The following is an 18,318-nucleotide window of genomic DNA, read 5'->3' on the forward strand; positions in this document are numbered from 1 at the left end:
ATTAGGGGCATTACAGGGTTTGGAGAGATTTCATGGCATTATGGGGCGGACGTTTTTCTACGGGTCCAGATGAGGCGTTTAAACAGTTTAACGACTCACTTCCGTTCGATTATCAGTTAGCAGAGCAAGATATTATTGGCTCTGTGGCATGGGCAGGTGCGCTTGAGCAAGTAAATGTACTTACAAGCGATGAGCACACTAAGTTGGTTGCAGCACTAAATGAACTGCTTGAAGAAGTAAAAGCAGATCCACAAGCAGTGGCAACCTCAGGCGCAGAAGACATTCACTCGCACGTAGAAGCTGCACTAATCGAAAAAGTAGGTGATTTAGCTAAAAAGCTACACACAGGCCGAAGCCGTAATGACCAAGTAGCCACTGACTTTAGATTATGGTGCCGCGATACTGCCGATCATTTACTCGGTGCAATTGCTGCACTAAAAGCTGAGTTTGTGGCGTTAGCTGAGCGCGAGCTGGGCACTATATTGCCAGGCTACACTCATTTACAACGTGCTCAACCTGTACTATTTAGCCATTGGTGTATGGCTTATGTAGAAATGCTAGAGCGTGATGAAAGCCGCTTGCAAGATGCCAAAGCGCGTTTTAATTTTTGCCCTCTAGGCAGTGGCGCACTAGCAGGTACTGCCTACCCAATTGATCGCCAAGCTTTGGCGCAAGGCCTAGGCTTTACTGGCGCAACTAAAAACAGCCTTGATGGCGTATCTGACCGTGATTTTGTAGTAGAGCTTTTAAGCTGTGCCTCTATTTCTATGATTCATTTATCGCGTATGGCTGAAGATTTAATATTTTATAATTCTGGTGAAGCCGGGTTTATAGAGCTTGCTGATAATGTTACCTCTGGCTCATCGTTAATGCCGCAGAAAAAGAACCCTGATGCACTAGAGCTTATTCGTGGTAAAACGGGCCGTGTATTTGGCGCGTTTAGTGCCATGATGATGACCTTAAAAGCACTCCCTCTTGCGTACAATAAAGATATGCAAGAAGACAAAGAAGGCCTTTTTGACGCCATGCCAACTTGGCTTGCCTGTATTCACATGGCGCAAGCGTGTATTAAAGGCGTAAAAGTAAACGGCGATAAAACACTCGCAGCGGCAAAAGGCGGCCATGCTAATGCAACAGAGCTTGCAGACTACTTAGTAGCTAAAGGTGTGCCATTTAGAGAAGGCCATCACATTGTGGGTGTACTTGTGCAGCTTGCTATAAGCGAAGGTAAAACTCTTGAAGAGCTTTCGCTTGAGCAGTACAAATCGGTTAATGACGTATTTGAAGATGACGTTTACCCAGTACTTGAAATAGATGCCTGTATTAAAGCACGTCAAGCGCTTGGCGGTACATCTATTGAACAAGTTAGTAAAGCGGTTAAAGAAGCCAAAAAAAAACAGCAAATAACGGTTCGTGATGCAAATTTAGATGATGTTGAAGATATTGCTAGGCTGATACAGCACTGGGCCACTGTAGGTGAAAACTTGCCGCGTGCTAAAAGCGACATGGTGCATTCAATTAACGAATTTGCAGTAACAGAAATAGACGGCAAAGTGTCGGGATGTGCATCGTTATACATTTACGATACGGGACTTGCTGAAATACGCTCTTTAGGCATTGATCCACAAAGCGCGGTAACTGGGCAGGGTAGGCAGCTTGTAGAGCACTTATTAGCAAAAGCCAAAAAATTGGCGCTTAATCGCGTTATTGTACTAACCCGTGTGCCAGACTTTTTTGAACAGCAACGTTTTACTTTTTGTAGTAAAGAATCGTTACCAGAGAAGGTAATGAAAGATTGCGAACTTTGCCTTCGTAAAGAAAATTGTGACGAAGTAGCAATGGAATATATTTTAAAGCCAAGTACACGTGCGGAGATCCCGTGTAAATACGTGGCTTAAATTCCCTGGATATAAAAAACGTACGGTTACCCCTGTACGTTTTTTTATGTGTATAATGCGCTGGTCAGATGAGTGAGGTGTCAGCTAGGGTTTTAGATTTAGTTTTAATAAATAGCTGTAGGTAGCATGTGTTTTTAATATGTCAAAAAATGTTGGCACATTGGTTGCTTTGTATAAGTCAGATAGCAAAATAGCTATCACTGCTTAAAACAGGTAATGCAATTACCTACATGATGGTGTGATTAAAGGTTGCGCCAAATAATATTAAAACTTATACAAGGATCAATCACATGCACGTTTCAGCTAATAGCCAATTACAAATGCAAGCATACAACAAAACACAACAATTACAGCCTGCAACGGAACAAACTGCTAGCCCTAAAACCCTACAATCTGATACAGTAAGTTTCTCTCAAGAGGCGATGAGTGCTGCGAGTGCCGATAACCTTAAACGTGGTGGTGCTATTGTAGTTCCTGTAAGACCAAAGTAATAAATTATAGGTTTTTAATGTTTTTAACTGAGTTTTTTGGGTTGTTTTCCTTATCAGCTTTTCTGATGTGGGGATTTTTGATGGCGTTTTTTTTTAATGTTTTTGTTTATACATTAGATGTCAAAAGAAGAACGACCTTATTACTCAGTTCGTTTATCATGATGGTTTCTTACACTCTATCGGATTATTTTTTTACATGGCTCTCTATTCAAAATACTTTATATTTAGACTGGGCTCTGTATGATTTTGCAACAATTTCAGCACTTCTATTTGCATATATATGTATAAAAAATACAACACCATCTTTTTTTTACTTAATATTAGGCTTATCAATAAACTCAATTTTTTTTCTAGGCATGTATCTAGATATGTATATATATAAAAACCAAACTCCTTGGTTTTTTTGGGATGTTTATACATTCACTGTAAACTTAATTGATCTAACTATGGTAATTGCCCTGATAGTAGATAGAGATTTCTTAGGTATTCATAAACTTAAGAAATTCACAAGCCAGCTTTTTATGAAAAGTTCAAAGCTTTAATAAGCTAATAATATTTAAATTTAAAAACTTCACATCATTGGGTATATTTATCTTAATCTCTAACTTCGATTTCGCTTATATATTAAGCGCTATTGTGCAGTGGGGGTTTCTCATGGCCTTTTTATACTCATTAGTATCCTCAATAAATAACCCCTTTAAAGGCTTTGTTGTACTTTCGAGTATTATGGCAATAGGTTATTTGCCTTGGATATTCACAAACTTTCAGACGGTTACTTATTTAGATTTTGCCCTTTTAGATATCGCTATTTTAGTTGCTGTGTATGTAACTCAGCGTTATTTTATTAAAGAGAAAACGACAGCTTATGTCTACTTAATCATCGGCCTTAGCGTTAACACCTTTTTAGCCCTATGCATGTATCTAGATACCAATATTCTATATAATTACACCTACTGGTGGTTTTGGCGCTTTTATTCATCGGCTGTTATGCTTTCTGATTTGTGTATGATTGCCGTACTAATTATCAATAGAGACTTTTTAGGCTTAATTAAGCTTAAAAGGTGGCTTTTGCAGCTAGCATTTTAAAGACGAAGTATCGATACGTTTATGGCGATGAAAGTTATAGTTTAGATAAGTAAAATACTAAGCTAGGTGCTCAGTTAATGGTGTTGTTTATTATTTTTGAGGTGCTTATTATTAGCGTTTACTTTTAAGATGGATATCATCTCTTTTTTATTAGATGTGAGAATTGCCCATATAATCGGTGTGGTATTGCAATGGGGGTTCCTCATGGCATTTTTATATTCTTTAGTCTCATCTATCAATTCACGCTTTAAAGCGTTAGTTATACTTTCATCGATTATGGCTATTTCGTATTTTCCAGGTGTTTTGTTCAATTACCAAACCATTACTTACCTTGATCTCGCTATTTTAGATGCTATCACCATTGTGGTTTTAATTATTGCCCAATACTTTTATATTAAAGAGAAAACGGTTGCATTTATGTATCTTATGCTTGGGCTGAGTATCAACATGTGCTTTGCTCTAGGTATGTATTTAGACTCTTATATTTTACATAATTACACCTATTGGTGGTTTTGGGGGTTGTATTCATCAGTGGTGGCCATTTCTGATCTGAGTATGATTTTAGTGCTGTTTATCAATAGAGATTTTTTAAAAATTATTTATTTAAAAAACCTTATTTACTCGTTCTTTGCTAAGAAACCGCAATAGTGAATAATGTTCTAATCCCTCCTGAAGTGTCAGTTTATATCGGTGTGTTAGTGCAGTGGGGGTTTTTAATGGCCTTTTTATATTCACTAACAACTAGCATTAACAATCCAATAAAACAGGCTGTATGGCTATCTTTAGTTATGGCTATATCTTATTGCTTTAGTTTCTTTATTGATATTTATGATATTACCTACATAGAATTATTTTGCTATGACGTAGTCACTTTGTTTTTTATTTTTTTTCTGCGGTATTACTTACCTGAAAAGCGCATATCTACTTACTTATTATTTGGCTTGAGCATTAATTCGTTATTATTTTTAGCTATGCACATAGATGTGTTTGTACGTGGTAATTACGAACCGTGGTGGTTTTGGTCTTTTTATACGGTTGTGATTAATATTATGGATATCATCATGGTTAGTATTTTGTTCATTAAAAAGGATTTTTTAATGTTAGTGCATGCTACTGATAAGTGGGTGAGCGGTGTTATGAGATTGAAGCAAAGTGGCTGATATTCTTTGGGGACTGGTCGATTTAGGGTACAACGTAGGCGTTTTGTTTACGTGGTTTTTTATTCTTGCCTTTTTGTATAACTTATCGGCAAGTATTAATAAGTTAGATAAGAGCAGAGCACAGCTTTCATTTCTTATGATGGTATCCTACACAGCTAGTTTGTTTATGGACCCACTTATTGCAACGCCGCACTTAAACTATTTTTATCATGATGCTGTAACTATCCTGGTTTTACTTCTGTGGCGTAATTTCACCAAACAAACTATACCTACGCCCTTTTATTATTTAATTGTAGGGCTAAGCTTTAATGCCTGCTTATTTTTAGGTATGCATTACGATATCGAAGTGCGTGGCACATTGTATTATTGGTGGTTTTGGAATGTTTATGTGTTTGGCATGTATTTTACTGATTTATTAATGCCGGTGGTTTTAGTTGTTAATAAAGATATCTTAGGTTTAGTAAAGCTAAGTAATTATTTAACTACAAAGTTGAAGCGTTTCCGATATGCATAACCTGTTATGGGCGATGGCTGATCTTTATGATTACATAACCATTTTAATTACATGGCTGTTTGTTTTTGCATTTTTATATTGCTTATCTACAAGCATAAATAAGTCAGATAAAAGTTTAGCCCAAATATCATTTATTATGATGGCTTCATATACATCAAGTATGGTTATGGACCCGCAAACAGCCACACCTCACTTAAAACTGTTCTTATTTGATGCAGTTACCATAATCGCTTTGATGATATGGATGATTTTTTTATCGAAAGCTAAACCGATCGCTTTTTATTATTTAATCGTGGGGCTAAGTTTTAATGCGTTTGTATTTTACGGTATGCATTACGATAGTATCGTTGTTGGGAATATAGAGTATTGGTGGTTTTGGGGGCTTTATGGTATTGGGCAGCTTACAAGTGACTTAGTAATGGCATTGGTTTTATTTATAAATAAAGATATTTTAGGGTTAATAAAAGTCAAAAAATATCTCGTTAAAAAAATGGGTGCTTATTAATGCTCCAACATGTATTTATGGCATTGAGCACAGTAAATGACTACCTAAGTATTTTTATTACATGGGCTTTTGTAGTTCCATTTCTTTATAATTTTGCTTGTACAATAAACTGCCGCAATAAGCATATTATGTACATTTCTTTGGTGATGATGCTCTCTTATACGCTCAGCCTATTTATGTTCAAAGCATCATTTATCCTTACAGGCTCAATATATTTAGATTTAGTAATTGCAGATTTACTTACCATTTTCACGCTTGCTTGCCTCTCCTATAATTATAAACATGCTAACGCCACAGCCTATTATTATCTTCTTTGTGGTTTAACGTTTAATGCAACATTACACATGGCTATGCATTACGATTATGTGGTGTTGGTTAGTTATGACTATTGGTGGTTATGGGGGGTCTATGGGGTTGGCCAGTTTTCGAGTGACTTAATAATGGCAATAGTATTAATTATAAACAAAGATATTTTAGGCTTGGTAAAGCTTAAACGCGCTTTATTTAACCGCAATGAATTACAAGTTATGGCTAAAAAGTAGTTAGGTATATTAGCGCACCTAAAGTGCGCTAATTGTGTTTATTTAGCTTGCGTCGCAGCCTAACCTTAGTTTTAAAGCATCAACTACAAGTGGGCTTACAAATTCGCTCACATCGCCATTATGGCGGGCAACTTCTTTTACCAAGGTTGATGATATAAACGAATTGCGCTCAGAAGGTGTTAAAAATACGCTTTCTAAATCTGGATTTAGGCGGCGGTTCATATTTGCGAGCTGAAATTCGTAATCAAAATCAGATACCGCTCTAATACCGCGAATAAGCACATCAGCTTTATGATCAAAAGCTAAATCGGCTAGTAAGCCTGAAAAGCCAATCACTTTTACATTACTTAAATGCCCTAAAATAGTGTTGGCTAAATCAACTCGCTCATCAAGACTAAAGCACGGCTTTTTAGAAGGGTTATGAGCAATAGCAACAATAACCGTGCTAAACATTTTAGCTGCGCGCTGAATTAGGTCGGTGTGGCCGTTGGTTAACGGGTCGAAGGTACCAGGATAAATTGCCGTAACGTTCATAGATTTCACTAACTATTATTTTTTAAGTAGTCTATCAGTGTTTGTTCTACAAATCAGCCTAGGAGATCAGGTTGAGCTTTTATGTTTGATATTTAATCAGTGAAAGTGCTTTAAAAGCGTTACTATTTTTTAAAGTGTAATTACGCTGCTTAGGCTTTACTTTAGTTAACAGCACCACATTAATACAAATGCCTGCGTGGAGCATAATCAGACCTCGTTTTTAAAATAGTAAATTATGATGGTATTTAAACCAACCTGATTTGTTTATACTGCAAGGCTGATATTTAGTGTAATGTAGTTTATAAGTTAATTTGAGTCGTCGCATATGAATACTAAGGATAAAATAATACACACCAGTATTTCGTTATTTAATGAACATGGTGAGCGTGCAATATCAACCAATCATATTGCATCACATTTAGGGATGAGCCCGGGTAATCTTTACTATCATTTTAAAAATAAAGAAGACATTATCCGACATATTTTTGCGCTTTACAGTGAGCATTTACATACTCATTTTAAACCCATTGAAGCAAACGATGATGCGTTTGATCATTTAACTGCTTATTTAGATTCATTATTTGAGCTAATGTGGCGCTATCATTTTTTTTACGACAACTTAGGCGACATCCTCTCCAGAGATGAAAGCTTAAAACAAGCCTACATTGGTTTTCAGTCAACTTTATTAGAGCAGGTTCGCCAAGTTATTTTAGGCCTGCGCGATAACGAAATGATTGCCATAGAAGAGCAAGATGCGCTTGAACTTGCCCATACTCTTAAGCTAACCGTTAGTTTTTGGACTCCGTATATTAAAGCGCGTAGGCTCAGTGGTAATTTAGCTGAGCAAGATATTTATCATGGCATTTTAAAAGTATTAGCATTATTTAGGGCTTACAGCACCGAAAAAAGCATACTTAAAATGAATCAGTTACGTGAAAAATACACCCAACTTGCAGAGCAAGCGCCAGCGCTTGCCTAACTGCTGTTGGTTGGTTAGTTCCTAGACGCAAAAATTTTTGCTATAATCGCGCGCCCAATGCCTGGGAGCGCGAATTCCCGCAGTCTAAGAGTGAACTATGCTTAAATTTATCGTCAAACTACATCCTGAAATTGCCATTAAAAGCCGTTCGGTACGTAAACGCTTTACTAAAGTGTTAGAAAATAACATTAAAATTGTATTGCGCCGTGTTGACGAAAAAGTACAAGTAAGAAACAACTGGGATAATATTTCTGTTGTAACTAAGCTTGATGATGTACAAACACGCCTAGATTTTATCGATAGCTTGCAGCGCATTCCTGGTATTGTGCAATTTATTGAAGTGACCGAAACTGACTTCACAACGCTTGACGATATCTATAAAAAAACCATAGACCTAGTAGGGCACACTATTGTTGGTAAAACGTTTTGTGTACGCGCAAAGCGTATTGGTCAACACGACTTTACTTCTACCGATTTAGAGCGTTACGTGGGGGGTGGTTTAAACCAGCACGTTGAAGGCGCGCGCGTTAAGTTAAGCCGCCCTGAAGTAACTATTCGCTTAGAAGTAAAAGACGATAAAGCCTACATAGTTACGCAAACTCACCTAGGTATGGCAGGCTTTCCACTGCCAACACAAGAAGACGTGCTTTCGTTAATGTCAGGCGGCTTTGACTCAGGTGTAGCAAGTTATCAGATGATCCGTAAAGGCGCTCGCACGCACTTTTTATTCTTTAATTTAGGTGGCGCAGCACACGAAATTGGTGTTAAACAAGCCAGCTACTACTTATGGAAAAAATTTAGCTCTACTCATAAAGTTAAATTTATCACGGTTGATTTTGAACCTGTTGTAGCCGAAATTTTAGAGAACGTTGAAAACAGCCAAATGGGTGTTGTGCTAAAACGTATGATGATGCGTGCTGGCAGCCAAGTAGCCGAAAAATTAAATATTCAAGCCTTGGTAACTGGTGAGAGTATAGGTCAGGTTTCTAGCCAAACCTTAGCTAATTTAAGTGTAATTGACCGCGTAACAGAAACCCTGATTTTGCGCCCACTTATTCAGCACGACAAACAAGAAATTATAAATATTGCACGTAAAATTGGCACCGCAGAAATGGCCGAAACCATGCCTGAGTACTGTGGCGTAATATCTAAAAAGCCAACGGTTAAAGCTAAACTTGACGTTATTAAAGCCGAAGAAGAAAAGTTCGACTTTGATGTGCTTAATACTGTTGTTGAAAACGCTCGCATTATGGATGTGCGTGATATAGACGTAGAAGCTAAGCAAGAACTTAAAGAAGCTGAGTCGGTAGTTGATTTACCAGCGGGTGCAGTGGTTGTTGATATTCGCTCACCAGAGGAAGAGGATGCCGCGCCGCTTGAGATTGACGGTATAGATGTAGTGCATTTACCGTTTTTCCGCTTAGCGACTAAATTTGGTGATCTGCCAAAAGATAAGGATTACTACCTGTATTGTGAAAGAGGGGTTATGAGCCAGTTACAGGCGCTTATTCTTCATGAAGCAGGCTTTACGGGTGTAAAAGTTTATCGCCCGTAAAGGTTAACCGTAATTTAGAGCGTGGTTTATACCACGCTTTTTTTTGCCTTAATTTTAGCAAGTAGGGCATCGTTTAGCGGGGTGCTGATATTTAATCGCTTACCTTGTTGGCTAATATAGCCACAAATGGCGTCTATTTCGGTTTGTCGGTTATGCGCTACGTCTTGATGCATTGATGAGTAGTTTTCAGCGGTTAGCATCATTACGTTGTAAGCGTTGTTAAGTGCATCAGCAAGTTTAATATCAAGCTTTAAAGCCTGGGCTATTTGGCATGCCTCAGTTAATAAGTTAAAAATAATGCTATTAAAATAAGGGGCACGTAACTGACCATTTTTAATATCATACAGTGCGCTTAATGGGTTAATGGCAATATTTACTAATAGTTTTTCAAAACGTAGCTGCTCAATATTAGTACAGTAGCTTAGCTGCGGCACGTTTTGCAGTTGCTCACACATTGCTTGTCGATAACTGTGCGCGCAAGGGTTGCAGGCACCTAATACGCTTTTACCTTCACCGGTGTGCTGTACTATAAAGTCGTTTGTTTTAAAGCCAGCCATGCTGGTGGTTAAAAAGTACAACGCTTGTTGCTTATCGAGTTGCTCATTGAGCGTTTCAACATTACCCATTCCGTTGTGCGATACAATAAGTACACTACTTGGCGATAAAAAGGGTTTAACTTGCGTAAAGGCCGATTGCACCTGAAAAGCCTTTACTGCAAAAATAACAATATCAAACGCGGGCTGTTCATTAATTTGCTTAAGCGTAATAAACCGCGCATTAATTTTTTGCGAAGGCTGTTTTGCTTTGCAATAAAAGCGTGTATTTGCAGTGGCTTTGCGTGTTAACACATGAACAGAGTGAGCTTTAGATAAAAAATGGCTTAGCAATAAACCAATAGCGCCATCGCCAATAATAAGAATATTAGCCATAAGGGTTCTTTTTTCGAGGAGTAAAAATGGTTCTTAGTAAAAAGTACGTGGCTGCACCGGCAAAATCAGCAACAAAATCACCTAACGAGGCCTGCCTGTAGGGAAGCGCATCTTGCATTATTTCTATTGCTGCACCGTAGCCCGCAAGCAAGAGTACTTGCGTGTACAGCGGTAACTTAAAGGCTTTATCCATAATGATGGCAAGTATAAAAAATATCCCAAAGTGGGCAACTTTATCAACATGTGGAAATAAGTTCGTAACGCCGCCTTTTATTTCTTTGGCAAATAAGAGGGTAAACACCACAATACTAATCAAAAAAACTGCTTGGTAAACACGCCTTGTCACGATAAATCCTAAAACCGCTTAAAAAAGAGGCTGCAGTATATCAAACTAAATTAGTATCGCACCTGAACAAGTGGCAGAAAAATGTAAAGATTTATAATTTTAGCGTTATAATCGGCGCATAAATTTAGATTTAATAGTTAGGAGAACCCAATGCCTTCATTTGATATCGTATCAGAAGTAGAAATGAACGAAGCTAAAAATGCAGTAGATAACGCAAACCGTGAGCTAGAAACGCGCTTTGACTTTAGAGGTGTTGACGCATCAATTGAGCTAAACGACAAAACAATTAAACTAAAAGCTGAAGCTGACTCACAAGTTATGCAATTGTTTGATATTTTAGCAGGTAAAATTTCTAAGCGTGGTATGGACGTAGCAAGCTTGGAGCTGCAAGACATCACTCGTGCTGGTAAAAACGTGTTTCGTAATGTTGCACTTAAACAAGGCATTGAGAAAGACATGGCTAAAAAAGTAGTTAAAGCCATTAAAGACTCAAAAGTAAAAGTACAAGCTGCTATTCAAGGTGAAGAGGTACGTGTAACGGGTAAAAAACGTGACGATTTACAAGCTGCTATGCAAGTCGTTCGCACTGCAGATTTAGGTCAGCCTTTTCAGTTTAAAAACTTTCGCGATTAATTAGCTAAGTGTCTTTAGTATTTTAAAGTGAAGATTTAAATGTGTGGTTATTAAATATATTAGCCACACATTTTACCCCTCCCTAATTACAGCCTTTACTTACTCTCAAGCCTAAACCCCTTTTACCTGCGTAAAATTAGTCCACTGTTATTCCATACTCTTTTAACGTTATTTAAATGCATTATTAAACCTGCTTATCACGCAGTTGCGTATATTAGGCTATTCTTAATATCAATATTACTTAATAGCGACTGTTAAAGGCTTTAAATGCTTAAGTTTCTTGTTTTTATAATTATTATTGCATGCAGTAAGTTTAGTTTTGCCAAGCCAATAAATGTAGATGTGTTGGTAGAAGACGGTTACTTTCCAATTATTATTAATGCCGAAAAAGAGCAAGGGTTAGCGCCTGAGTTTGTAAAAATACTCAATGACTCTCAAAGCGAATATAAATTTACTCTTAACTCTTTGCCTGTAAAAAGGCTCAAAAAGTGGGTCGAATGGGGTGAATTCGACATGTTGTTTTTAATGGCTATGCAATGGGTGCCTGAGGTAGCAAGAAGTGCCTTACAGGAAACGAGCTTTTATGTTATTGCTAAAAATGAGTTGTATACGCTGGCACAAAATGCCCAAAAGCAAAGCTATTTCGATGACTTACATGCTTTAACAAAAGCGGGAGTATTGGGGTATTCCTATCGTTTTGCTGATTTTAAAACCGATGCACAGTATTTAAGTGAAGAACACCAAGTTAGTTTAACAATCGATGAGTTTAACGTTGTTAAAATGCTGCTATTAAAGCGTGCCGATGTAGGGGTGTTAAATAACATAGCTTATCAATACTTTAAAAAGAACAACATTTTTAATATGAACCTGCTTTATAAGAATAATACCCCAGATGCTATATACGATACTCATTTTTTAGTTAACCCTGCGCGCAGTAAAATTACGGTAAAACAAATGGATAAGCTTTTAAATTCGTCTGAAATAAAACCTAAAATCACAGCGCTTTTAAGTTCATACGGCGTAACATCCAGCTTTACTGAAAATAAATAATTTAACCTTTAGCTATATAGACGTCCGTTGACATTTGTAAACAAACTGCTCACAATAACCGCCTATTTTCAAGGTGCTTGCTGGTTGCTAAATACAGGGTTTAAAGTATTAAAACTAACAGCGAGATAATCGGGAAGTTGGTGCGCCTTTATGATAAAAGCAATCCCAACACTGCCCCCGCAACGGTAAAGTATTAACGCATTTATGTGTTTACTGAGTCCGGAGACCGGCCTTGAAGTAATCTTACTTACTTAAATCTTTGCGGTGGGCAAAGATAGGGAACATCATGCTAAATAAAACAACTCTTGGCGTTGCTATCTCGGCTGCGCTGTCTTTTTCTGTATCTGCTGCACAAAGCCCAATTGAAAAAATCACTGTTACCGCTAATAAATTTGAACAATCAATAAATAATGTATTAGCGAGCGTTAATGTAATTGAACGCGCCGAAATAGATGCAAGCAATGTACGCGATTTACCAACCTTATTAAGCACTCAAGTGGGTTTTCAAATTAATCCTAATGGTGGCTTTGGCCAAACGTCGGGCGTATCTTTGCGTGGTACAGGTTCTGGCGATACGCTAATTTTAATTGATGGTGTACGCACGGGCTCAGCCACGCTAGGACAAAAAGCATTAAGTAACGTGCCGCTAAATAGTATTGAGAGAATCGAGATCATAAAAGGCTCGCGTGCAGCTGTGTATGGCTCAGATGCATTAGCTGGGGTTATTAATATAATAACGCGTGAAGCGAGCAATGTATCACTTGATGCCACATTTGGCTCTAACGCTTATCAAAACTATCAGCTTGCAGGTTCAGTAAAATCAAATGAAGTGGTTAGCGCATTTAATGCAGGCTTTGAAAAAACCGATGGTTTTGATGCATTACAAGGTATAGCGTCCGATGACGACAGCTATGAAAATAAAAACGTAGGCTTTAAATTAAACTATGCAGATGCACACTACGGTAACTTTAAGCTACTAGGCCAGTACAGCGAAGGTTACGCGGATTACGATAGCAGCTTTAGCCCTGCAACGAGCACGGTTGAAAGAGGGGACTTTAAAAACTATCAACTGTCGGCGCAGTGGAGCAAAAACTACACTAACCAATCTCACGCTATAGATGTTGCTTTTGCAACCGATGATTCTGACAGCACATATGTGGACTTTTATACCGGCGGGCCAATAACCAGTACATTTATTACTAAACGCTCGCAAGTAGATTACAGCGGCCAATACCGCTTAACAAATGCGCTTAATATTAGCGGCGGCGTTAATTGGTATAACGATGATGTATCGCACAGCTCGCAAGCATTTGATGAGGATAGCCGCGATGTATTAGCAGTGTTTGTTGGAGCTTATTACGACACCGACACTGTGCTTGCCAATTTAACTCTTCGCCAAGACGACGATGAACAGTTTGGTGATGAAACAACCTATACTGCGGCGGCTGGTTATCATTTATCTGAAAACTCAACATTTAGAATTAGTCAAAGCACAGGTTTTAAAGCGCCAACATTTAACGATTTATACTACCCAAATTTTGGTAATCCAGATCTCCAACCTGAAAAATCAATAAACCGCGAGCTTGGTGTAAATGTTAATTTTGACAGTGCACAAGTCGATTTTGCAATTTTTAGAAACGACATCGAAGATAAAATTGATTACGATGAAAACTTTGCGTTAGCTAATATAAACGAAGCTCGCTATGAAGGGGTTGAGTTTAGCCTTACACAACAAATTTTAGGGTTTGATAGCCACTTTAATTTTGCATATTTAAGTGCCGAAAACAAAGAAACTGGCGATGAGCTACGCAATGTTGCCAAGCGCACTGTTAATTGGGAGCTCGCAAAGCAATTTGGTGATTTTGATGCTCGCATTGATATGGAATACCGCAGTGATCGCGAGGGGGCAGTAACGCGCCTAGGATCGTATACACTTTGGAACCTAGCGGGTAACTATCATGTAAACGATAATATTGAGCTGTCGCTTCGTGTAGAGAACCTATTTGACAGAGATTACAATGTGGTTGACTCAAGAGCTGACTTTACAAGCGGTGACGTATATTACTACAACACCCCAGAGCGCCGCTTTTTTGCAGGTGCAAGCTATCAGTTTTAATAGCGTTTTTAATATACAAAAGCCCGATTTATATCGGGCTTTTTAATGTGTATTTATACCAATTCGCATTAATACTTAATCATTTTCAGGGGCTAAACGTGTCGCTATCTGCGTTAAAAAATTCTCATTTAGAACAACTAAATAGCGAATTTTTTGCCTTGCTATCAACACGTTTATCCATCCTCAAAATAGATCACTTAATTATGCGGATTGGTATTAGAATTGTTTTAACAACGCAAATTAGCTAGTCAGCTAAAAATTCTTTAAATACAGTTTCAAACTTGTGTAACTTAGGCGCAATTAAAATACTACAGTAACCCTGCTGTGGGTTTTCGTTGTAGTAATCTTGATGATAATGCTCCGCTGGGTAATATGTGGTAGCAGGGCTAACCTCTGTCACTATTGGCTCGCTAATATGGTTTTGTAGCTGAGCTATCAGCTCATTGGTTTGACTTAATTGTGCATCGTTGTGGTAATAAACAACACTTCTATACTGTGTGCCAATATCGTTACCTTGGCGATTTAATTGCGTGGCATCGTGTAACGTAAAAAACATGCTAAGCAGTGTTTCAAAACTCACTACAGCGCTGTCAAATTCCAGTTGCACAACCTCAGCATGGCCTGTTGTACCAGAGCAGATTGATTTATACGTGGGGTTGTCGGTATGGCCGCCGGTGTAACCTGAGCTTACGTTTAGTACACCTTTTACTCGTCTGAATGCAGCGTCTATACACCAAAAACAGCCTCCACCAAATGTTGCTAGTTGTGTTGATGTGCTCATAAGTTGTCCTAATTATGTCTGTTACATTATTAAGGCGAGCATAAATTGAATACGCCGTAACAGCAAGTTACGGCGCAGTGTAAGCTCAGTTAAATTTCTTCGCTGTCTTTTAGCGGGTGAGAGTCGGCTTGCTTATTTAATTTTTGCTGTAAAAACTCTGGCGACTGTGTGTTGCGGGCTAGGGCATAATACGCCGCAGGCACAACATAAAGCGTTAGCAATGTTGATACAATAACCCCTGTAAATACCACCACACCAATTACCATGCGGCTCTCTGCGCCTGGGCCTGATGCCAATACTAAAGGCACTGCGCTCATTACCGTAGTCAGAGAGGTCATTATTATTGGGCGCAGGCGCTGAGTGGCCGCTTGCAAAATAGCCTCGCTAAATTCTACGCCTTTATCACGCAGTTGGTTGGTAAATTCGACTATTAAAATACCATTTTTAGCGCTTAAACCTATCAGCATTACAATACCAATTTGGCTATAAATATTAAGCGTTAAGCCCGTTGCCCATAGGCCAAACATAGCGCCCATTAGGCCAAGTGGTACTGTTAGCATAATGACAAACGGGTGCATAAAGCTTTCAAATTGCGCAGCTAAAACTAAAAAGGTCACAGTTAGGGCAAGCACAAATACATAGGTCATGGCCGATGCGCCTTCGTAATATAATTGTGATTCACCTTTATAATCTACAGCGCCGTCAATGTCGTTTTCTTCTGCAGCTACTTTGTTTAAAAAGTTAAGTGCTTGTTCAAGTGTATAACCGTCCGCAAGATTAGCGCTTAGTGTGATGGCGCGCATTCGGTTATAACGGTTTAAGCGCGATGCTGTGGCCTCTTCTTTTAAGCTTATAAGGCTATCTAGCGGGACCAGTTCACCACTGCGTGATTTAAGGTAAATATTTGAAATATCAGTAGGGTTTGTAAAGTCTTGTTTAGTGCCTTTTAAAATTACATCGTATTCTTCACCACGGTCAATAAAGGTGGTAACACGGCGCTGTCCTAACATGGTTTCTAGCGTGGTGCCTACATCTGATACTGACACACCTAAATCGGCGGCTTTGTTTTTATCTATGCTGACTAAAAATTGTGGAAAGGTTTCTTTATAGTCGTGATCGATTCTTACCAAGCCTGGATTTTTTTCTGCGCGCTCTATAATGCGGTCGCGCCAATCAGCAAGTTGCTCGTAATCGTTACCTTGTAGTACAAACTCAATGGGGCGAGAAGAGCCACCACCGCCAATACCACGGCGCATAATAGCAAAGGCACGTACGTCTGTTACTTCGGTCATTTTGGCGCTTATTTCGTCCATAACTTCCCAGGTAGAGCGCTTGCGCTTATCCCAATCGGCCATGCCAACGATAGCAACACCGCCACTGCCGCCCCAGCCCGGTACGCGTACTAAAACACGGCTTAATTCGCCAGCTTCTGAGTAAGGAAGCAGGCGCTCTTCTATTTTGGCCATGTTGGCTGCGTTATTTTCATAACTTGCGCCTTCAGGGCCGCTCATCATAATAAAAAAGGTACCGCGGTCTTCTTTTGGCGTAAGCTCAGAGGGCACTTGTAAAAACAACGAGTAGCTAACAAAACCAGCAAGTACTAGGCTTATCATTAAGCCCCATTTTTTGGTCATATTTGAGGTAAGCGATTGGCGGTAACTGTTTTCAACTTTGCTAAAAACGCGATCCATCCATTGGCTAAATTTACTTTCTTTTTCTGACGCTTTTAAAACTTTAGAGCACAGCGCCGGCGAGAGGGTAAGGGCAGTAATACTAGAGAAAAACACCGCGGCACTTACAGCCATTGCAAACTCTGTAAACAAAGCGCCAATTCGTCCATCCATAAATACTAAAGGTACAAACACCGAAATTAGCACAAGCGTTGTCGCAATAATTGCAAAGCCTACTTCGCGGGCACCTCTAAAGGCCGCTAATAAAGGTGGCTCGCCAAGCTCAATCCGACGGTGAATATTTTCAAGCATTACAATGGCGTCATCTACGACCAAACCAATCGCTAATACCAGCGCAAGTAAGGTTAATAAGTTGATTGAATAACCCATGGCAAGTAAAAACATAAAGCTGCCAACAAGTGCTACAGGCACAGTAACGGCGGGGATAAGCGTAGCGCGAATATTACCTAAAAAGATAAATATTATTAACACCACTAATCCCATAGAAATGGCAAGCGTGCTATATACTTCGTTGATTGACTCTTTAATAAAAATAGACGAATCGTAGCTGTCTTGAATAGTGGTGCCCTCTGGCAAATTACGTTTTATTTTTTCAAGTTCACTGCGGGCGTTGTCTACCACTGTTAAGGTGTTTGCTTTAGCTTGCTTTACTATGCCAAGGCCAATCATGTTACGGCCGTTACCACGGAACAGGCTTTCATCGTCGGCGGCTTCTAAATGTACATCGGCAACTTCACCTAAACGTACAAGGTAGCCGTCTTCACCGCGTTTAATAACTAAGTTTTGAAAATCACGTTGGTCTTTATAGCTACGCGCTGTACGTACGGTAAAATCGCGGTCGATAGATTCAATTTCACCTGCTGGTAGCTCTACGTTTTCACTGCGTAGGGTGTTTTCGATATCACTTGAAGTGATCCCACGAGCAGCCATGGCTTGGCGGTTTAGCCAAATTTTCATGGCGTATTGGCGCTCACCACCAATACGTACATTTGAAACGCCATCTACAACGGCTAATCGGTCGACAATAAAGCGCTGTGCATAATCGCTCAATTGCAGCGAGTTCATGGTTTCACTGTTAAGTACAAACCAAGCAATAGGACTCTCGTCGCTGTTTGACTTAGACACCTCTGGTGGGCGCACTTGCTCTGGTAGGTTGTCTAGTGCGCGAGCAACTCGCTCTCGTACATCGTTTGAGGCTGCGTCAATATCACGGCTTATATCAAACTCAATAACGATATTAGAGCGCCCATTTCTGCTTGAAGAATTAATACTTTTAATGCCTTCAATACCCGATATCCGGTTTTCTAATATTTGCGTTATTTTTGTCTCGACTATTTCTGCCGAAGCACCAGTGTAGTCAGTACTAATACTGACAATAGGGGTTTCAATATCAGGGTATTCTCTAAGTGGTAGCATCGAAAAAGCCACCAAGCCAAATGTTAGCAGTAGTAAGTTAATTACTATGGCAAAAACAGGGCGTTTAACACTCGTATCTGTAATTTTCACCG

19 protein-coding genes and 1 riboswitch are annotated in these 18,318 nt (G+C 39.1%); of the genes, 14 read left to right on the forward strand and 5 right to left on the reverse strand.

The annotated features are described in order from the left end of the window. The first annotated feature begins 32 nt into the window (after positions 1-32). The 9 genes from argH (at position 33) to EJ103_RS04080 (ending at position 6,196) form a co-directional block, all read left to right on the forward strand. Positions 33-1,898: an argininosuccinate lyase gene (gene argH / locus EJ103_RS04040; RefSeq protein WP_126006175.1), complete on the forward strand. Its 1,866-nt coding sequence runs from the start codon at positions 33-35 to the stop codon at positions 1,896-1,898. Between the two features lie 290 nt (positions 1,899-2,188). Then, positions 2,189-2,389, forward strand: coding sequence for a hypothetical protein (locus EJ103_RS04045; RefSeq protein WP_126006177.1), 201 nt, complete (start codon positions 2,189-2,191; stop codon positions 2,387-2,389). A gap of 17 nt (positions 2,390-2,406) precedes the next feature. After that, a complete protein-coding gene (locus tag EJ103_RS04050) occupies positions 2,407-2,931 on the forward strand; it encodes a hypothetical protein (protein ID WP_126006179.1) in 525 nt (174 codons plus the stop codon). Positions 2,932-3,043: 112 nt separating this feature from the next. Next, on the forward strand, positions 3,044-3,475 hold the full coding sequence (locus tag EJ103_RS04055) for a hypothetical protein (protein WP_096042579.1): 432 nt from the start codon (positions 3,044-3,046) through the stop codon (positions 3,473-3,475). Between the two features lie 204 nt (positions 3,476-3,679). After that, on the forward strand, positions 3,680-4,123 hold the full coding sequence (locus EJ103_RS04060; protein WP_126006181.1) for a hypothetical protein: 444 nt from the start codon (positions 3,680-3,682) through the stop codon (positions 4,121-4,123). Continuing rightward, entirely contained in the window at positions 4,123-4,635 is a 513-nt protein-coding gene (locus tag EJ103_RS04065; RefSeq protein WP_206435491.1) for a hypothetical protein, read from the forward strand. Before EJ103_RS04060 ends, EJ103_RS04065 begins: the two co-directional genes overlap by 1 nt. Beyond that, complete coding sequence (locus tag EJ103_RS04070; RefSeq protein ID WP_126006183.1) at positions 4,628-5,149, forward strand: hypothetical protein; 522 nt, start codon at positions 4,628-4,630, stop codon at positions 5,147-5,149. The genes EJ103_RS04065 and EJ103_RS04070 overlap by 8 nt, the downstream gene beginning before the upstream one ends. Further along, entirely contained in the window at positions 5,142-5,654 is a 513-nt protein-coding gene (locus EJ103_RS04075; RefSeq protein ID WP_096042134.1) for a hypothetical protein, read from the forward strand. Before EJ103_RS04070 ends, EJ103_RS04075 begins: the two co-directional genes overlap by 8 nt. Beyond that, a complete protein-coding gene (locus EJ103_RS04080; protein WP_126006185.1) occupies positions 5,654-6,196 on the forward strand; it encodes a hypothetical protein in 543 nt (180 codons plus the stop codon). The genes EJ103_RS04075 and EJ103_RS04080 overlap by 1 nt, the downstream gene beginning before the upstream one ends. Before the next feature lie 42 nt (positions 6,197-6,238). Here the strand turns inward: EJ103_RS04080 and coaD are convergent, their stop codons facing one another. Then, positions 6,239-6,730: a pantetheine-phosphate adenylyltransferase gene (gene coaD, locus EJ103_RS04085; RefSeq protein ID WP_126006187.1), complete on the reverse strand. Its 492-nt coding sequence runs from the start codon at positions 6,728-6,730 to the stop codon at positions 6,239-6,241. Between the two features lie 325 nt (positions 6,731-7,055). Here coaD and EJ103_RS04090 point away from each other — a divergent pair, with 325 nt between their 5' ends. Then, on the forward strand, positions 7,056-7,709 hold the full coding sequence (locus EJ103_RS04090) for a TetR/AcrR family transcriptional regulator (RefSeq protein ID WP_004588522.1): 654 nt from the start codon (positions 7,056-7,058) through the stop codon (positions 7,707-7,709). 97 nt (positions 7,710-7,806) lie between these two features. Further along, positions 7,807-9,264, forward strand: coding sequence for a tRNA uracil 4-sulfurtransferase ThiI (thiI, locus tag EJ103_RS04095; protein ID WP_126006189.1), 1,458 nt, complete (start codon positions 7,807-7,809; stop codon positions 9,262-9,264). Positions 9,265-9,290: 26 nt separating this feature from the next. On the opposite strand, the gene EJ103_RS04100 is transcribed toward thiI, so the two are convergent. Together EJ103_RS04100 and EJ103_RS04105 are read right to left on the reverse strand one after the other, a co-directional pair. Next, positions 9,291-10,193, reverse strand: coding sequence for a ketopantoate reductase family protein (locus EJ103_RS04100; RefSeq protein WP_126006191.1), 903 nt, complete (start codon positions 10,191-10,193; stop codon positions 9,291-9,293). Further along, positions 10,186-10,539, reverse strand: coding sequence for a VanZ family protein (locus EJ103_RS04105; RefSeq protein WP_004588519.1), 354 nt, complete (start codon positions 10,537-10,539; stop codon positions 10,186-10,188). The genes EJ103_RS04100 and EJ103_RS04105 overlap by 8 nt, the downstream gene beginning before the upstream one ends. 150 nt (positions 10,540-10,689) lie before the next feature. On the opposite strand from EJ103_RS04105, the gene EJ103_RS04110 reads away from it, so the two are divergent. The 3 genes from EJ103_RS04110 (at position 10,690) to EJ103_RS04125 (ending at position 14,338) form a co-directional block, all read left to right on the forward strand. Continuing rightward, positions 10,690-11,172: a YajQ family cyclic di-GMP-binding protein gene (locus EJ103_RS04110; protein ID WP_004588518.1), complete on the forward strand. Its 483-nt coding sequence runs from the start codon at positions 10,690-10,692 to the stop codon at positions 11,170-11,172. A gap of 267 nt (positions 11,173-11,439) precedes the next feature. Next, positions 11,440-12,222 (forward strand): ABC transporter substrate-binding protein, encoded by a 783-nt coding sequence (locus tag EJ103_RS04115; protein ID WP_126006193.1) that lies wholly within the window; start codon positions 11,440-11,442, stop codon positions 12,220-12,222. A gap of 86 nt (positions 12,223-12,308) precedes the next feature. Continuing rightward, a riboswitch (cobalamin riboswitch) is annotated at positions 12,309-12,472 on the forward strand. Between the two features lie 36 nt (positions 12,473-12,508). After that, positions 12,509-14,338 carry a TonB-dependent receptor gene (locus tag EJ103_RS04125; RefSeq protein WP_126006195.1) on the forward strand — a complete coding sequence of 610 codons (1,830 nt, stop codon included), beginning with the start codon at positions 12,509-12,511 and terminating at the stop codon, positions 14,336-14,338. A 244-nt stretch (positions 14,339-14,582) separates the two neighbouring features. Here EJ103_RS04125 and msrA read toward each other — a convergent pair whose 3' ends face one another. Further along, positions 14,583-15,119 (reverse strand): peptide-methionine (S)-S-oxide reductase MsrA, encoded by a 537-nt coding sequence (gene msrA, locus EJ103_RS04135; RefSeq protein WP_126006199.1) that lies wholly within the window; start codon positions 15,117-15,119, stop codon positions 14,583-14,585. An 89-nt stretch (positions 15,120-15,208) separates the two neighbouring features. Next, the gene (locus EJ103_RS04140) at positions 15,209-18,316 is read right to left on the reverse strand and encodes an efflux RND transporter permease subunit (protein ID WP_004587179.1); all 3,108 of its coding nucleotides are present in this window, start codon (positions 18,314-18,316) and stop codon (positions 15,209-15,211) included. Between the last annotated feature and the right edge of the window lie 2 nt (positions 18,317-18,318).

The sequence above is a fragment of the Pseudoalteromonas sp. Xi13 genome (assembly GCF_003952205.1).
Classification (GTDB): Bacteria; Pseudomonadota; Gammaproteobacteria; order Enterobacterales; family Alteromonadaceae; genus Pseudoalteromonas; species Pseudoalteromonas atlantica.

Bases quoted from the DNA above. Each gene is read 5' to 3' on its own strand.
- EJ103_RS04115 (WP_126006193.1), top strand. From the start codon at position 11,440: ATGCTTAAGTTTCTTGTTTTTATAATTATTATTGCATGCAGTAAGTTT.
- EJ103_RS04055 (WP_096042579.1), top strand. From the start codon at position 3,044: ATGGCCTTTTTATACTCATTAGTATCCTCAATAAATAACCCCTTTAAA.
- thiI (WP_126006189.1), top strand. From the start codon at position 7,807: ATGCTTAAATTTATCGTCAAACTACATCCTGAAATTGCCATTAAAAGC.
- EJ103_RS04100 (WP_126006191.1), bottom strand. From the start codon at position 10,193: ATGGCTAATATTCTTATTATTGGCGATGGCGCTATTGGTTTATTGCTA.
- EJ103_RS04125 (WP_126006195.1), top strand. From the start codon at position 12,509: ATGCTAAATAAAACAACTCTTGGCGTTGCTATCTCGGCTGCGCTGTCT.
- EJ103_RS04090 (WP_004588522.1), top strand. From the start codon at position 7,056: ATGAATACTAAGGATAAAATAATACACACCAGTATTTCGTTATTTAAT.
- coaD (WP_126006187.1), bottom strand. From the start codon at position 6,730: ATGAACGTTACGGCAATTTATCCTGGTACCTTCGACCCGTTAACCAAC.
- EJ103_RS04110 (WP_004588518.1), top strand. From the start codon at position 10,690: ATGCCTTCATTTGATATCGTATCAGAAGTAGAAATGAACGAAGCTAAA.
- EJ103_RS04050 (WP_126006179.1), top strand. From the start codon at position 2,407: ATGTTTTTAACTGAGTTTTTTGGGTTGTTTTCCTTATCAGCTTTTCTG.
- EJ103_RS04060 (WP_126006181.1), top strand. From the start codon at position 3,680: ATGGCATTTTTATATTCTTTAGTCTCATCTATCAATTCACGCTTTAAA.
- EJ103_RS04080 (WP_126006185.1), top strand. From the start codon at position 5,654: ATGCTCCAACATGTATTTATGGCATTGAGCACAGTAAATGACTACCTA.
- argH (WP_126006175.1), top strand. From the start codon at position 33: ATGGCATTATGGGGCGGACGTTTTTCTACGGGTCCAGATGAGGCGTTT.
- EJ103_RS04045 (WP_126006177.1), top strand. From the start codon at position 2,189: ATGCACGTTTCAGCTAATAGCCAATTACAAATGCAAGCATACAACAAA.
- EJ103_RS04075 (WP_096042134.1), top strand. From the start codon at position 5,142: ATGCATAACCTGTTATGGGCGATGGCTGATCTTTATGATTACATAACC.
- msrA (WP_126006199.1), bottom strand. From the start codon at position 15,119: ATGAGCACATCAACACAACTAGCAACATTTGGTGGAGGCTGTTTTTGG.